At 44.2% G+C, this 15,053-nt stretch carries 15 protein-coding genes; 2 read left to right on the top strand and 13 right to left on the bottom strand.

Annotated features, from left to right (window positions below):
• Positions 1-4 precede the first annotated feature (4 nt).
• From mobA to QFZ78_RS29300, 8 genes are all read right to left on the bottom strand, one after another.
• Positions 5-616, bottom strand: coding sequence for a molybdenum cofactor guanylyltransferase (mobA, locus tag QFZ78_RS29335; protein ID WP_307552769.1), 612 nt, complete (start codon positions 614-616; stop codon positions 5-7).
• A complete protein-coding gene (locus QFZ78_RS29330) occupies positions 613-1,257 on the bottom strand; it encodes an MOSC domain-containing protein (protein ID WP_307552768.1) in 645 nt (214 codons plus the stop codon). Before QFZ78_RS29330 ends, mobA begins: the two co-directional genes overlap by 4 nt.
• A gap of 95 nt (positions 1,258-1,352) precedes the next feature.
• Complete coding sequence (locus tag QFZ78_RS29325) at positions 1,353-2,708, bottom strand: molybdopterin-dependent oxidoreductase (protein WP_307552767.1); 1,356 nt, start codon at positions 2,706-2,708, stop codon at positions 1,353-1,355.
• A gap of 212 nt (positions 2,709-2,920) precedes the next feature.
• Positions 2,921-3,388, bottom strand: a complete 468-nt coding sequence (locus tag QFZ78_RS29320; RefSeq protein ID WP_307552766.1) for a DUF2269 family protein — start codon at positions 3,386-3,388, stop codon at positions 2,921-2,923.
• 1,057 nt (positions 3,389-4,445) lie between these two features.
• Positions 4,446-5,489 carry a sensor histidine kinase gene (locus QFZ78_RS29315; RefSeq protein WP_307552765.1) on the bottom strand — a complete coding sequence of 348 codons (1,044 nt, stop codon included), beginning with the start codon at positions 5,487-5,489 and terminating at the stop codon, positions 4,446-4,448.
• Positions 5,486-6,208 (bottom strand): response regulator transcription factor, encoded by a 723-nt coding sequence (locus QFZ78_RS29310; protein ID WP_307552764.1) that lies wholly within the window; start codon positions 6,206-6,208, stop codon positions 5,486-5,488. Before QFZ78_RS29310 ends, QFZ78_RS29315 begins: the two co-directional genes overlap by 4 nt.
• Positions 6,209-6,321: 113 nt before the next feature.
• Positions 6,322-7,557: an MDR family MFS transporter gene (locus QFZ78_RS29305; protein ID WP_307552762.1), complete on the bottom strand. Its 1,236-nt coding sequence runs from the start codon at positions 7,555-7,557 to the stop codon at positions 6,322-6,324.
• A 111-nt stretch (positions 7,558-7,668) separates the two neighbouring features.
• Positions 7,669-8,052: a hypothetical protein gene (locus QFZ78_RS29300; RefSeq protein WP_307552760.1), complete on the bottom strand. Its 384-nt coding sequence runs from the start codon at positions 8,050-8,052 to the stop codon at positions 7,669-7,671.
• 236 nt (positions 8,053-8,288) lie between these two features.
• On the opposite strand from QFZ78_RS29300, the gene QFZ78_RS29295 reads away from it, so the two are divergent.
• Entirely contained in the window at positions 8,289-9,083 is a 795-nt protein-coding gene (locus tag QFZ78_RS29295; RefSeq protein WP_307552759.1) for an alpha/beta fold hydrolase, read from the top strand.
• Here QFZ78_RS29295 and QFZ78_RS29290 read toward each other — a convergent pair.
• Both QFZ78_RS29290 and QFZ78_RS29285 read right to left on the bottom strand, forming a co-directional pair.
• Positions 9,073-10,287, bottom strand: a complete 1,215-nt coding sequence (locus tag QFZ78_RS29290; protein WP_307552758.1) for an ROK family protein — start codon at positions 10,285-10,287, stop codon at positions 9,073-9,075. The two genes, QFZ78_RS29295 and QFZ78_RS29290, sit on opposite strands and share 11 nt — an antisense overlap.
• Positions 10,288-10,361: 74 nt before the next feature.
• The gene (locus tag QFZ78_RS29285) at positions 10,362-11,132 is read right to left on the bottom strand and encodes a class I SAM-dependent methyltransferase (protein ID WP_307552757.1); all 771 of its coding nucleotides are present in this window, start codon (positions 11,130-11,132) and stop codon (positions 10,362-10,364) included.
• Positions 11,133-11,314: 182 nt separating this feature from the next.
• Here QFZ78_RS29285 and QFZ78_RS29280 point away from each other — a divergent pair, with 182 nt between their 5' ends.
• Positions 11,315-11,428 carry a YjcZ family sporulation protein gene (locus QFZ78_RS29280; RefSeq protein ID WP_307552756.1) on the top strand — a complete coding sequence of 38 codons (114 nt, stop codon included), beginning with the start codon at positions 11,315-11,317 and terminating at the stop codon, positions 11,426-11,428.
• 117 nt (positions 11,429-11,545) lie between these two features.
• On the opposite strand, the gene QFZ78_RS29275 is transcribed toward QFZ78_RS29280, so the two are convergent.
• The 3 genes from QFZ78_RS29275 to QFZ78_RS29265 are packed head-to-tail and all read right to left on the bottom strand — an operon-like array spanning position 11,546 to position 15,027.
• On the bottom strand, positions 11,546-13,075 hold the full coding sequence (locus tag QFZ78_RS29275) for an ABC transporter substrate-binding protein (RefSeq protein WP_307552754.1): 1,530 nt from the start codon (positions 13,073-13,075) through the stop codon (positions 11,546-11,548).
• A gap of 50 nt (positions 13,076-13,125) precedes the next feature.
• Complete coding sequence (locus tag QFZ78_RS29270) at positions 13,126-14,016, bottom strand: carbohydrate ABC transporter permease (protein ID WP_307552752.1); 891 nt, start codon at positions 14,014-14,016, stop codon at positions 13,126-13,128.
• 33 nt (positions 14,017-14,049) lie between these two features.
• A complete protein-coding gene (locus QFZ78_RS29265; protein WP_307552751.1) occupies positions 14,050-15,027 on the bottom strand; it encodes an ABC transporter permease in 978 nt (325 codons plus the stop codon).
• Between the last annotated feature and the right edge of the window lie 26 nt (positions 15,028-15,053).

Here is a 15,053-nt window from a genome sequence, read left to right as displayed (position 1 = left end):
ACTTCTATGGTAGATTAGCTAACATTTGCTCGTATTCTTCCGGAGTATTCACATTAGTTACGAAATGGGTAGGGATATTTTGCTGTTCAAAGAAATCATTCTCTACAGGCTTCCAATTCATATCATCGAGCAGCGCCATTAAACGATACTGCTTTTGTTCCAATAACACCTCGGCTTCGGAACCAACCAATCTTGAATATATGCCATGGAGTGGATGAACGCGACCGTCCAACACAGGGATAACAGCATCCAAATTAGCTTCTTGGCATAAAATCACCATTGCCTTTGCCGCTTCGGCAGAAATAAAAGGCATATCACAGCCCACAATCCACAGATGCTGCTCTGATGCGATCAGAGAGGCGGCATGGATGCCGCTTAAGGGCCCTTTTTGTACATATTCGTCCGTGATACATTGTACGTCAATATCGGGAACCGAAGACAAGTGAGGCAGCAAAACCTCAGGTTCATTGGTTACGACAATGACTTGCTTGCAGATGCTCGACATTTCCTTCAACTGCTTATGAAGCAAGGGCTGTCCTTGCACGGGGAGAAGCGCCTTTAACCTTCCTCCCATACGGCGATTAAGCCCCCCGGCAAGAATAACGCCAGTGATCATACTGCAAGCTCCGCTAACCGTTTAAGGAAGGATTGTTTCCAACTTGCCGATAATGCTTGTAAGGCTGCAATATGCTGTGCAGCTTCTATATTCGTTTTTTCGTGATACTTGATTTGGTTGGCATAGGCGACAGTCACACCCGCTTCATCTTTGGAGATAAGTCTCACTCGAGAGTTCTTAGAAATCACGCCTTCTGTAAGTACCCTCAAATAATAACCAGTATAGCCGGTTTCCTGGACTTGGAGGACGGCGTCCACCCAATCCAAACGTTTCGCTAGTTTATGACAAGGTTGACGAGGCTGCGACACCTGAACGATTACGTCACCAATGGCGTAGGTGTCACCAATGCAGACCTGATCTTCGAGCAGACCGCGTACCGTTAGATTCTCACCGAACGCACCTGCTTCCATCTTCTGACCCAGCACTTGCTCCCAGTGTGCGTAATGCTCTTCCGGGTACACACATAGCGCTTTGTCAGCTCCGCCATGCACCGTTAAATCCGCTTGCCCATCTCCATCCAACTGTGTCTTCGATACATACAAAGATGAGCTGACCGGATATTTATAAATACCCGTGACCAGCTCTTTCCCTTGATAAACGATTGTTTGTGGTAAACCAATGTTAACCGATACGATTTCCATCGCAATCCTCCTCATTTCCGAGCAAGTTTCTTAGTATTCACTATACCAAAAACCTCCTGGAAAGTCAGTTGCCAGCTTACGTAGGTACAAGTAAATCACGCCTTTGATCTATCTACCCATGCATCGTTATCGTAGCCTCTTACTTCCCAGTAGCCCATGTGCTCCTTCTCGATGAGCTCGATCCCTTGAAGCCATTTGACGGATTTGTAGGCATACATTTGAGGAACGATTAGTCGTACTGGGCCTCCTAATTTTTGTGGAATGGGCTTACCGTCCATGAGCACAGCGACCATAATATCATCCCCGTTTGCCTGGCTTAGGGACAACGCATCTGTATATACCTTGTCGCCTGAATAAAACTTCACATATTTCCCTGTGGCTTGAACACCAGCAGCAGCTAATAACTGCTTAAGCGGGATGCCCTCCCATGTACATTTGTAAACGGACCAGCCGGTCACACAGTGGAAATCACTAACCTGCACAGTCCGCTTCAGCTTCAAGAACTCTTCCCAGCTCCATGCACTGGGGTTATCAACCAGACCGGATATCGCGAATTTCCACGTATCCGAGGAAAAAGCCGGAATTTCCGTCACCGTGTATATACGGAAATTCCCTTGTGCTCCTCCGCCTACAACAGCAGCGGAGTCTGGTAGTGGCGTCGGCGGCGGAAGCATCCGGTTGCCGTCGGTTGCGATATATTCGGCGGTCGTAGAGCCGCCGGTATCGAATGCGCCTTTTACCCAGCGGTAAAAGGCGGGACCGATCGCGATCACGAGCAGCAGTCCTGCGGCTATCCGCAGGAACGATGCGCGTGTGATCGGCGACTCCTTCAGCGCGGCGATGACCGCCTGCGCTGCTGTGCGCCTAGCCGTGGCGTCCTCTGCCGCCACGGGGGCTGGGTTCGGCGCCGCTGCGATAGCGCTGGCGGCGGCTGGGGTTTGGACCGCCTGCGCGGCGGGCGGTCTTGCCGTGGTAGCGGCTTGATCGAGCCGCTGCTGGCGCTTGAGCCATCTGCTGCGCGAGATGGCGTGATACAAGGCATACGGCACTCCGACCCAGGTGAGCAGGTCATGCACGAAGAGTGCCGAGTTGTTCAAAGCCGGTGGCAGATTGCGGAACTGCCACAAGACCACCCCTGATCCGGCCCAGCCGATCAGGAGCGCCAGGACGAACACCAGATTCGCGCGTTGATTGCGGCGCGCGCGAATCTGGTGCCAATGCTTTCGAATCATCGGCGCGTAAAGCGCGATGAGCAGAATCGATGCGACACCCAAGTAAATGTGAAGCTGCTTGATCGTCACACGGAAGCTCCCTAGATCTCCCCTAATCGCACCTATACTCAGCATGATGCCCGTCACAGTTAGCAGTAACAAAATCCACGCATTCCAGCTATGAATAGCATTCAGTCGCTTCCCAAAAGATTGCTTCAGCCAACCTCTTTTTGAATCCATACCCTCACCACCTTCATTCATTTACGATCTTTACGTTATTCCTATCATAACGTATAAATATTAAAAAAAGCTTACAAATTCGCTAATATTCTCATTGTTATCAACCTAAAGAAATCCCCAAACTCCACTTACATCGTGGCGATGGGGGCTAATTATACATAATAGACTACCTAATTAAATACTTATAGACTAACAAAAAAAGCCCTGCACCATTACATGCCAGGCTTCCAAATCATTAAAATTAGCGAAATCAGAGGCAAAATTGTACCTATTGTCCCGTAGATATCCCATTTCCTCGATACCTGCCGATACGCTGCCGTTTGCTCCCCTAACCGCAGTGATTCTTCACTATAACGGATCATTCTTCTTTGCAAAGGCAGTAAAATAGCCAACCACAATACCCCTGACAGCGAGAATAAAACTAATGATGCCGTCACCCAATTCCATTCTCCAAGAGAATAACCTAATTGAAAGGCCATCATATGCCCCGGAATCAGAAGCAGCAGAATTCCTGGCACAGTGAACACATAGTCTGCTAACATAATATTTTTAACCGTCAAATGAATGGTCATTAGATCTTGCTTCCCATAATGAGCACGAACCTTCCAAAAAGCAGCGGTAACAATATTACCCAGAAACAATACAGCCCCTAAAACGTGTAAGAACAACAACATTCCCATCCACATCTTCATCTCCCATTTAACATAATACTAACCTCTCGTTCGTTCCTCACTATTTAATACTCTTTTTCTTTCTTTCTTTCTTTCTTTCTTCTCTTTACTCTTACTTTCTTCTACTTACTCTTACTTTCTTCTACTTACTCTTCCTTACTCATCCTTACTCTTCCTTACTCTTATTTTCTTCTACTTACTTTTACTTCTTCTTAGCTCTTGTCTTCATTCCAGCCTATCGTACCCTTGTTCTTCCGTTTCGCCTAATTCTAGGTCACCTCTCACTTCCTCCATCCTCCTTGACTCATGCTAGCCCTTCATTACCTTAATCTTCCTTCAACATCCCAGCCTCCTACCTCCGCCTTCCTTCTCGCTTAATTCTACCCTCTCGCTTTCTTCATCCTCCTTGCCTCATTCTAGCCCCTCAGTTCCCTCATCTTCCTTGCCTCCAGCTCTGCCATCCTTCTTCTTCCTTCTTACCTTCATTCTAGCCTGTCGCAAAAGGATTGTAAGGTGAGCAAGGTCATGACCCATTGGTGACCTAAGTCACGATGATAAATCCCCTCTCTTACAAACGGTACCCAGGACTAACAAGCAAAGTTGTATTAAGTACCACAATAATCAATCAAATCAAGCGTTATCTCTGCGATTGTTGCATAAAATACAACAATTCTATAAAGCCAAAGTGGCCGGTTAGTATGAATTAAGCCAGAATTGTTGTACAACATATACAACATACAACATCTCTGGCTAAGAAGTTAGTATCCAAGGAAATTGTTGTACGCCGTACAACTTAACGGCTTACAAGCAGAAAAAAGCAATCATACAGGCATCCTAATCTTCCCCGCCTCTCCCTCTCGCCTAGAACCAAAAGAATACCCCACCCGCGAAAAAAACCACAAGAAAGGAAAATCCCTCTTGCGGTCCATATGCGTTTCACTTGCATCTATATGCGGTTTATATGCGGTTTACCTGTTTTATAGACTACTTGAGGTCTAATAACGCTCTACTTGCGGTCCTTTTCAAAAATGCTCTATCTCTTGTATCCTCTTTCAACCATACCCCACTAATATATCGGCAGCGTAAACCAGAATCGGCTGCCATTCCCTTTATCACCTACATGGCTATCAACGCCAATCGTTCCTCCATGCAGATGAACAATCGATTTGGCAATCGCAAGTCCGAGGCCCGCTCCGCCGCTTGCTCGAGTTCTTGACGGATCGGCACGATAGAAGCGATCGAAGACCTTACTTCTATCCTCTTCATCGATCCCTTGACCATGATCCTGAATATAAAGCTGCACATACTGCTCAGAGATCTGTTCAACTTTAATTTCAATTGTCCCACCAACAGGAGAATGCCGTATAGCATTATCCAAAATATTGGAAAGGACCCGCTTCATTTCCTGGGGCATGATAGCCACCGGAGGCAATCGATCAGGCAAGTCGACGTCGACTTGCAGCTGTTTTTCCTCCAACTGAAAAGCCAAGCTTTGCAAGCCGTCTAGCAGCAAATGATCGACATGATACCGTTCAGGAACAAATTCAGTTCCTCCCGCATCCAGTTGTGATAACTTGAATAATTCTTGAATAAGTCCGTTTAATCGTCCTGTTTCAAGGCGAATGGTTTGTAGATAACGCGCAAACGTTTCTTTATCTTGAATGACATCATCCTGCAAAGCTTCAACGAATGCTTGAATAGATGCCATTGGGGTCCTCAAATCGTGTGAAACATTCGCTACGAGTTCTTTACGGGATGCCTCAGCTGTTCGTAATTTCTGAAAGCTTTCATTCAACTTGCCCGTCATTCGATTGAACTGGTCTGCAAGTCTTTGGAACTCAGCAGGTCCAATCTGAGGCACTTGTCCCTCAAAATGCCCTTCCGAAATGCGCGTCGTTTCCTCCGTAATCGCATGGATGGCTTTCTCCAGGGGTCGCGTCATGAAGTAATGTATGAGCATCGACACACCCGCTGCGCCAAGAGTTACCGTCGTCAACAGGATGACGTCTTTCCATCTCAATAACATATATTGATAGCATATAAACAAGGAGAGCAAAATAATACTCGTGCTCACCCCACTCGCAATGAGCAAATAAACACGAAGCTTCATGATGGCTGCCTACCCTCAAATTTATAGCCAATACCCCATACGGTTTTAATGTATCGCGGCTGAGAAGGATTTGGCTCAATCTTCTCTCGCAGTCGGCGAATGTGGACAGTAACTGTTGTTGTATCGCCGTAATAATCGATATCCCACACTTTACTCAGCAGCTGATTGCGTGAAAATACTTGCTCCGGGTGTCCCGCAAACAGGTGCAGCAGCTCAAATTCCTTCACGGTAAGCTCGATTTCCTTCCCGTTCACCCTAACACTCCGGTGCAGCACATTAACCTCGAGCCCCGGAAACTTCATGATATGCGCAGGTGGCACAATGCCTGCCCCGTTAAGCGCTTCCGCTTGGCCGCGCTGCTGTCTACGCAAAATCGCTTTCGCTCGCAGCACCAGCTCGCGCGGCGAAAATGGCTTCGTCAAGTAGTCGTCTGCCCCCATTGTTAACCCCATAAGGCGATCCATTTCATCGCCTCGAGCCGTCAACATGATGATGGGCACATCCTGCTCGTTGCGAATTTCTTCGCACACTTGCCAGCCGTTCTTACCCGGCATCATGAGGTCAAGAACAATCAGCTGCGGGCTGTGGAGCCGCCATAAGCGGATGGCTTCGTCGCCACTCACCGCCGAAATAACCTGGTACCCCTCTCTTTGCAAATAGACGGTGCACACATCAATAATATTCGTTTCATCATCCACCACGAGAACGAGTGAACCCATACGGCATACCTCCTCAAGCATTCATTCTATTATACCGCAGAGCATTGAAATGAAGCTTACGTATGTATTACAAAAGTATTAAAGCTCCCCAAATTGCGGGGAGCTTCATTCCTTTACGTTTGCAAAGCAGCCTCTATAATAGGCTCCTCTTTTTTGTGATTAAGCCTTCGAATATATCGCGTCTGAGCAATACCGGCTATGAGAATGATGGCAGCTAAAACAGCGAACATCATCTTCCCGCCATAGTGACTGAATAACAAGCCACCCAGAATAGGCCCAATGGCGCGCGATAGCTGCCAATTCATACCGAACACGGAGAAATACCAACCTCTATGCTCCTCTGGCGCTATAACGGAGATCACCTTCTGAATGTGGGGACCATTCAACATTTCACCAATGGTAAATAAAAATTCAACAACAAGTAGTATAGCGAAGAAAGGAACAAATCCATAACCTAGTGACACAATGGCAAACAACAGATAGGATGCAGCGACTACCAAATAGGCCGAAACGTGCTCTGTACGCTTTGCGATCCATATTTGCAGTGCAATAACAATACAGCCATTGAAGGTAATAATCGCAGCAAAAACAGTCTTATAATTCTCAAAATTCTGCTGCAAATGCAGTGGGAACGTTGACTCCACCTGTGCATATAACAACGATACCGGCATCGCTAGAAGTGTTATCCAAAGGAGCGGCTTATGATCCCGCCATCTGATTTTTGGCTTTGTCTTAGACAATTCCTGCTCCGCGGCGCTCTTCATAGGCAATGTCTCTGGAACCTTCAAGACGACCAACCCTGCGTAAGCAAAGAGAGCTATCGCGCAAGTCAAGAATATAATTGTTGGATTCCAGGTGAATAAAAGCAGTCCAAGCAGCGGTCCAAATGCTGAACCCATATTTAATGCTGTGTGGAGCAGAGCAAATACTTCGGCTCGTTTCTCCTGTGGGACAACATCCGCAATCTGTGCATTGGCAGCTGGTCCAAACATAGCATGGCCAATGCCGTTAATGATCGAAATGACAGCGAATTCCCAAACGTGACTGGCAAACATATAACCGCCAATGGCAAAGGCTTGAATAATGAGAGCAGCCAGCATCATCGGCTTCCGTCCATAACGATCGCTCAAGCTGCCTGCATACAGATTCACGAAAATTCCGCATAACGGCTGCAATCCGATAATCAACATGGATAAGAAAATAGAACCATCAAGCTTGTCATACAAATAATAAACCAAATAGGGTCTCATCATAAATCCAGCTAATGAAGTTAGAATCGTCCCAACGACTCGAACCCATATCGCTGTATCATACTTGCTAATCAATGAAAACAAAGGGATCCTGTGCATATAACCTCCTAGATGTTATTGGTCTTCTCAGTTTAGGGGTATTTGGACAAAAGAAAAAGGTAAAATCTCGTTATATCGGATTTCACCTTTTATGAATAATTACCTATATAGTTATCCGCCAATACGAATTTTGCGGTATGTATCGATAAACGAGAGGACATCAACTCTTTTCCCCCTCTTTTTCGCGACTCTGGCCATTTTCACGAGTGTTGTCCAGAATTCATCTAGAACAGGAGATTCGAATTCATTTTCTTTAGTCGCTTGTGTAAGGTTATGTTTATTTTTATACGTCGTGCCCTCATCCGAAATGAGGTACTGAATTTGACTTTTTTTCCATTGCTCCCCGGTTACATAACTTACTCCAATTTCGCGCATTTTTTTGCGTACAGAAGTTACAGGACGAGATAGTTCTCTGGCAATTACAACTGGAGGACACTCAGAGGAAAGGCGAATCAACTTGTCCAATTCCTGTGTGGACCAAGGTTTTTTAGTCATTAGAATAACCCCACTTCGTAAAATGAATGTTTCGTTTTGCCTATTAATGGTTACTAACAAAAGGTATAATAAGAGAATACCAACGAAATGTTAAAGAAGTATGAGTTAACCATAATGAAAGTATGAAGACATAACTTTTTCGATAATTTTCCCTATTTTATGCCCTTTGAACTACGATTGGGTGACAAATTAGGACTTTATGCATGGTAAACTTATCTAATGGAGAGTGAAGGACTATGAAACATCATATTAACGGAGCCGAACAGTTCGTCGAAGAAAAAGGGCATGGAGCACCGGTTATTTTATTGCACGGCTTTCCATTGGATCATCGCATGTGGCAATCGCAGATAGATGCTTTGTCAGGGAACTATCGCGTCATTACACCAGATTTACGTGGCATGGGCAAGTCTGATGTACCCGTATCGAATATATCGATAAACCAATATGCCAATGACATTTTAACTTTAATGGATAAAATGGGCATAGAAAAAGCCGCACTTGGCGGCTTCTCCATGGGAGGTTATGTGGCGTTTGCACTTCTACGCAAAGCTCCAAAACGTTTCACAGGTCTTATATTGGCTAATACTCGTCCTGAAGCAGATGGACAAGAGGCTCGTAAGAATCGTTTAAACATGGCCGTCTCGCTATATGAAAAAGGGTCCGTGGTGGCAAGAGATGCTATGCTGCCTAAACTTATTACCGAACCATCAAAGCAAGAACATCCTAAGCTCGTCGATACCTTGAGTATGGTGATGGAATCGATGCCAGCAGAGGGACTTGTCCATGCTTGTCTTGCCATGGCATTCCGCGAGGACTCCGTCGACCTGCTTAGGTCTATCTCGGTACCAACTCTAGTTATCGCCGGTGAACAAGACCCGATCGCACCTCCGGATGTCATGAAGAAAATGGCCGACCAGATTACAGGCGCCAGCTATCATGTCATACCAGCTGCCTCACATTTGACGCCAATGGAAAAACCGGAAGCATTTAATGCGCTGCTGATTGATTTTCTGAAGGGCATTAAAGCCTAACCAGCTGGTCCATGACCATCACGGCTGCACCAATCGCTAAAGCTTCCTCACCAAGCTGCCCTTTGCTGAAGACAACTTGATAAGCGGGGTAGTAGTAGGTCTTCCGAATCGCTACCTGCGTAGCGGTTTGGAAAAATAACTCCCCTCCCGCAATTAACGGCCCCCCTAAGATTACCTTTTCGGGGTGTAATATATTTAGCAAGTTAGCTAGCCCAATGCCAAAATAGGTGGCAGCCTCCGTGATGATCTCCACAACAAGGGGATCATTTTTTTTGAGCGCCTCCAATACATGCAGGTATGTGACCTGCTCGGGGTCATCAACCAAATGGGACAACACCGTGGATCGCCCCTGCTTTAATGCAGATCGAGCCGCCTTCTCGATGGCATACAAAGAAGCATACGACTCCAATGCTCCATAATTGCCTGACGTATTCCGATGGGGAACACCATCCGTTTGAATAATCATTTGACCTACAGAGCCTTCCATATCGACGGCACCATAAATAACCTTTCCTTCCGAAACCATGGAGGAGCGCAAACCAATTCCAGCATGAATATAGAGCAGATGCCTAAAGCTCTGCGTACGTTGATGCCATGATTCCGCTAGGATGGCCGTGTTAGCTCCATTATCCAGCAGTGCAGGAATACCTAGCTCCCCTGTTAGCTGCCTGCAGATCTCAACATTTCTCCATCCTTTTGCTGGAAAATAAGACGGCTCTAAGATGGTACCTGACAAGCGATCTACAGGACCAACGGCACCAATCCCTATTCCCAGCACTGATGAAGAATTTATGTGGTGTGCGGCTATTATCCTTTTTACTTCTTCCACGATAAGACGAATCAGCACATCCGGCGTCATCTCAGCCGTCATCGTCCAGCTCTTAGCGTCCAATTTCTTCATTCCCAGATCAACAAGAACGAGCTTGGACAATGTTCTGGATATTTCCAAACCAAATACATAAGCATAGGCCGGATTCTTTTCATACAGAATCGGCCTACGCCCACCTGTTGAAGCACCGAAACCAGATTCAAGGATAAGTCCTTGAACCGTCAGTTCCTCCAAAAGCCGCGTCAACGTAGATACTGTCATCCCACTTTGCTCTAACAACTCCGTTTTGGAAACTGTTGTTTGACGACAAATTCGCTCATAGATTTCTTTGGCCTTACGATTCGGAATTCGTTCCGTTATAACATCTACGTTCAAAGAAGCAGCCCCCAATGATAATCTTTCTCATATATTTCGCCATTGGGAAGCCAAAATCCTTCCTTGTCTTCCCCTTATTCCTTCGATCCAATCATGAGGGTATAGCCCATATATGGATGATATTTATTGACGAGCTCATCGTATTTTGCAGTGATTTGCCAAATGCGTGGATCCATAAACGATTGCTTATCAGACAAGTGAACAGGATCTGGATGTTGAACTTGATCTTCGAACATCGTTAGCGGAAAAGGATGTACCCCTGAGAAGTCCACGGGGTCAAACCTGCTCTTTTCTAACAGCTGCCGCCATTCATCCATACTATATATTTTATTTACCCCATAGAAGCTGCACAAGGCCCTATGAACTCCTGGTGACATCTCTTTGATTCGGATGACTTCTCGATCATAAAGCTTACCTTCAGATTTAAGCACCCTATAATACTCAGATACTGCTTTCTGAGCATCTGCAAAATTCGTCACTGACTCCACTAACACAACATCAAAAGTATGATCTTCAAAGGGTAATTGGCATACATCCCCAACCATGAATTCCACCTGTACCCCCTGCTTCTCAGCTCTTATGTTCGCTTTCGCAATCATTTCCGGACGAATATCGATCGCTGTTACTTCGCATCCTTGCTCGGCCAGGAAACATGCCGTTCTTCCAGTCCCGCATCCGACCTCAAGCACACGCTTCCCTTTCTCAATGGGATACTTCTTCAATTGCTCAATCGTTTCTCCGAAACCCCCGGGATGCGCATTGCCCACTCCTAATTTGGCTAACATATCTAAGTACTCGATAGCACTTACACCTCCACAATGGCAAATCATTCTCTTTTCTACCATATGGAGGGCTGCCACCTCATGTTCAGATTCTTGAAGTATTTTCGGAAAAAAAGGCGCTCGCCTAAAAGCGCTTGTTTCAATTTCTTTTAGGCTAAAAACCCAATCAATTTATAAGCTCTCCCCATACGATAATATTGTCTCTCCTTCACAGAGAGCATTCCTTGAGATGGGGGGTGACATAAATGGGTGTTGCTGCTGGTGCTGGTGCTGGATATGGCGGTGGATATACTTCCGCTGCTGCTGTTCTCGTATTGTTCATTTTGCTTGTAATCGTAACTATGACTTACGCTTGGTAATCATGAAACATGTGGCATAATACCAAAAAATAAGGAGCTTAGGTTCATTTAAACCTAGCTCCTTCTACATAGAAAAAGAACGGCCGCTAAATCCAGCCGTCTTTACATTTTATCAAATTATTTTTTGTTTGCTGCCAAGAAAGCATCGAATTGTTTTTGTTTTTCTGCAATAATCTTATCGACGCCGGCTGCTTTTTGTTTCGCCAAATACTCGGCAATTTTTTCATCTGGATCGACTGAACCTGTTCTTATTGCTGCTTCGTATTGCTTGCTTACGTTAGTTACAGCAGCGATTTCGGTTTTTACCGGTTCCGCATCAAATGAGAATCCTAGACCAGGAGATTTAACGCCTTTGGCATTAAACTCTTTAAATAAATCCCATTTCTTCGGATTTTCATTAGACATTAGGTAGTTCAAGAATTGGTTACCAAGTTCCCATTGCGCACCTGGGTTATAAGGATGATTTTTAGGATCTATTCCAGGCGCTGCATCAATGATATTGTCTGATTTTTTGACATAATGTTTACCTTCGATACCAAAGTTGATTAAGTTGTTCAAGTATTTATCGCTGTGTAAAAGTCCAATTACTTTCATTGCTTTATCAGGATTTTTAGATGATTTTGAAATGGCCAACATCGCGCCGGAAGCATCGCCTGTCGTAATCGTAGGTACTGTCAAATCGATTTGTCCAAGCTTAAAGCCGACATAACCTTCCATTTCGGCAGCTTTACCTGGCTTCAGACCTTCAGCCCACATAAATACTTTTCCTGCTTTTGCTTGATCGGCAACGGTTACCGTACTTGTAGCCGCATCTTTATTCACATAACCCGCCTTAAACCACGAACGAGTAAGCTTCATAATGTCTACATATTGAGGAGTCTCCAATTGATTCAGAACTTTCGTGGACTTATCCGTTTTACTAATCACGCCCGGAATAGCTCCATCGCCCAAAGCATCCCAATCCAAGCCGTCAAAAACACCATTACTTGTAGCCGTCATAAAGAAAGGAGTAATCGCAGGCTCTTTTTCTTTAATCACTTTTAACAACGGTTCTAAATCAGCCCATGTTTTTACTTTAGAAACATCTAATTGATATTTATCGACCAAATCTTGACGGTAGACAACGCCGCGTGTTGCAGCCAGTTCCTTGTTTGTTGGAATTCCGTAGTTTTTACCATTAATTTTGGAACCATCAAAGAAAGCAGGATCAAGCTCTTTCTTAAGTTCAGGAGCATTTTTATCAACTAGCGGTCCAAGATCTAGGAAAGCGCCCTTTGCTACATTGATTGCATATCTTTGCCATGCAGCTGTGAAAACAATATCGGACGGTTCACCTGAGGCGATCATCAAGTTTAATTTATTATCCCATTGTCCCCAATCAACTGCGTTAATTTTGAGGGTAACGTTCAGTTTATCTTTTAAGTATTTGTTAGCCTCGGCTTCAACCAATGCAACATCTTTCTGTGGGGTTCCAGGAAACATAAGCTGTATTTCAGCCGTTGGTTCATTTGCTTTTGCTGTTGCTGTTGCAGCGGCAGATGCTGCCGGCGCTGGCGTAGAAGTCGTGCTTTCCTTCCCACAACCCGCGGCTACCATACTAAGTGCTAACAAAGAAACCAAACTTATAGAACCTAAATTCTTTTTCACTAGTAAACCCTCCCAATTTTTTTATATATACTAACCGGAGTTATCCGGAATTAGCCTTTCACAGCACCGATGGTCAATCCTTTAACAAAATATTTTTGGAAGAAAGGATAAGCGAATATGATAGGTCCAATACCCACTACTGCCATTGCCATCCGCAGTGTTTGCGAAGGGAGATTAACTACAGCACCCATTTTCGATAATTGGTTGGCAGCATTCTCATTCGTAGTTAAATATTGAATATTAAGCAGCGTTTTATACATTAAATATTGCAAACTTATTCCGTTGCCTTTCGTGATAAAGATCAAGCTGAGAAACCAGTCGTTCCAGTAGTTCAAAGTATTAAATAATCCGATTGTTGCGAGCACCGGTAGTGATAAGGGAAGGATAATTTTATAAAATATCTTCACTTCACTCGCACCGTCAATGGTTGCGGATTCAATGATAGATTCAGGAATGGTCGTTTGAAAAAATGTCCGCATGATAATCACAAAAAATGGCTGAAGAAACAAAGGGATAATAAGTGACCAAACCGAATCCTTAAGATGCAATAAATTCACATATACCAGATACCAAGGAACCAAACCGCCGTTAAAGATCATTGTTAAAAATATGAAAAGTGCAAATTTATTCCGATGTCGGAGTTCCCTTCTAGATAAGGGATACGCATAAAGTGCAATTAACAGCAGGCTAAGCAAAGTTCCTACAACGGTTACAAATATCGTCACCCCATAAGCCGTAATAATTTGAGATAATTGATTATAAAGAAAACTGTAGGCATCCAGACTGAACTTCTCCGGGTAGAATTTAAAACCGTTCGCAATCACCGTATTCTCATCCGAGAAAGAAATGCTAATGACCAGAAGTACCGGAAGTAGACAAGCTAAGGATAAACAGATAAAAAACAGATGCAGCAATAACTGCGATATTTTGTATTTCGCCATTTTGATCCCCCTAAAAGTTACCGATTTCTTATTCTAAAAGAGTGCGTTCTCTCGGCTAAATTTTCTCACGAGAACGTTAGTCGTTAATACTAAAATCATCCCGACAACAGCTTGATAAAGCCCTGCAGCAGAAGACATTCCGATATCACCATTCGTTTGGAACGTTCTATACACATAGGTGTCAATCACGTTAGTCGTTGGGAAAATCGATCCTGAATTTAATGGAACTTGGAAGAACAGCCCGAAATCCGAATAGAAAATTCTACCGATAGCAAGCAAAGTCGTAATGATAATTATTGGATATAATAACGGAATCGTTATATAGCGTACTTGATGCCACCTGGATGCCCCGTCAATCGTTGCAGCTTCATAGTAATCACTGTCAAAACCGATAATCGCAGCAAGATAAATGAGTGAGAAATAACCTATGCTTTTCCATGTATTCACAAGAGGAAGTATATACGGCCAGTATTTGTTTTCCGAGTACCAATCGATGGCTTCAAATCCTAGTGGAGTCAAGATCGATTTATTGATAAATCCATTTTCCACCCCTAAGAAAGCAAGAACGATATAACTAACAATGACCATTGATAAGAAATAAGGTAAGAAAATAATCGACTGATACATTTTTCCTGCAATTCGACTTTTAACTTCATTAAACAAAATAGCAAGACCGACACCGAACACAAGATTCAACAAAATAAACAATGCGTTATAGAGCAGTGTATTGCGGGTAATAACCCAAGCATCTGAGGTGCTGAATAAAAATTTAAAATTTGTCCATCCCACCCATGGACTATGCAAAATTCCATCGGTATAGTTCACGTTTTTAAAAGCAATAATTACGCCAAACATCGGAAAGTAATTGTTAATGAGAAGAAATATAACACCTGGCATAAACATAAGATAAAGCGCTTTATATTGCAAAATATGACGAAGGCCATCGTTCTTTTTACGAATACTTCGTTTTACAGGTTTTGCAGGTACTGTTATACTAGCCTCCTGGTTCATTTGAAAACCCTCCTATTATCCGGCAA

This window comes from Paenibacillus sp. V4I5, from assembly GCF_030817255.1.
Taxonomy (GTDB): Bacteria; Bacillota; Bacilli; order Paenibacillales; family NBRC-103111; genus Paenibacillus_E.
The sequence above is the reverse complement of the archived record's forward strand: the minus strand, read 5'-3'. Positions and strand labels throughout refer to the sequence as shown.

What these genes read in the sequence shown, in the direction of transcription:
- mobA (WP_307552769.1), bottom strand. Translation starts at nt 616, where the DNA reads ATGATCACTGGCGTTATTCTTGCCGGGGGGCTTAATCGCCGTATGGGA.
- QFZ78_RS29330 (WP_307552768.1), bottom strand. Translation starts at nt 1,257, where the DNA reads ATGGAAATCGTATCGGTTAACATTGGTTTACCACAAACAATCGTTTAT.
- QFZ78_RS29325 (WP_307552767.1), bottom strand. Translation starts at nt 2,708, where the DNA reads ATGGATTCAAAAAGAGGTTGGCTGAAGCAATCTTTTGGGAAGCGACTG.
- QFZ78_RS29320 (WP_307552766.1), bottom strand. Translation starts at nt 3,388, where the DNA reads ATGGGAATGTTGTTGTTCTTACACGTTTTAGGGGCTGTATTGTTTCTG.
- QFZ78_RS29315 (WP_307552765.1), bottom strand. Translation starts at nt 5,489, where the DNA reads ATGAAGCTTCGTGTTTATTTGCTCATTGCGAGTGGGGTGAGCACGAGT.
- QFZ78_RS29310 (WP_307552764.1), bottom strand. Translation starts at nt 6,208, where the DNA reads ATGGGTTCACTCGTTCTCGTGGTGGATGATGAAACGAATATTATTGAT.
- QFZ78_RS29305 (WP_307552762.1), bottom strand. Translation starts at nt 7,557, where the DNA reads ATGCACAGGATCCCTTTGTTTTCATTGATTAGCAAGTATGATACAGCG.
- QFZ78_RS29300 (WP_307552760.1), bottom strand. Translation starts at nt 8,052, where the DNA reads ATGACTAAAAAACCTTGGTCCACACAGGAATTGGACAAGTTGATTCGC.
- QFZ78_RS29295 (WP_307552759.1), top strand. Translation starts at nt 8,289, where the DNA reads ATGAAACATCATATTAACGGAGCCGAACAGTTCGTCGAAGAAAAAGGG.
- QFZ78_RS29285 (WP_307552757.1), bottom strand. Translation starts at nt 11,132, where the DNA reads ATGGTAGAAAAGAGAATGATTTGCCATTGTGGAGGTGTAAGTGCTATC.
- QFZ78_RS29280 (WP_307552756.1), top strand. Translation starts at nt 11,315, where the DNA reads ATGGGTGTTGCTGCTGGTGCTGGTGCTGGATATGGCGGTGGATATACT.
- QFZ78_RS29270 (WP_307552752.1), bottom strand. Translation starts at nt 14,016, where the DNA reads ATGGCGAAATACAAAATATCGCAGTTATTGCTGCATCTGTTTTTTATC.
- QFZ78_RS29265 (WP_307552751.1), bottom strand. Translation starts at nt 15,027, where the DNA reads ATGAACCAGGAGGCTAGTATAACAGTACCTGCAAAACCTGTAAAACGA.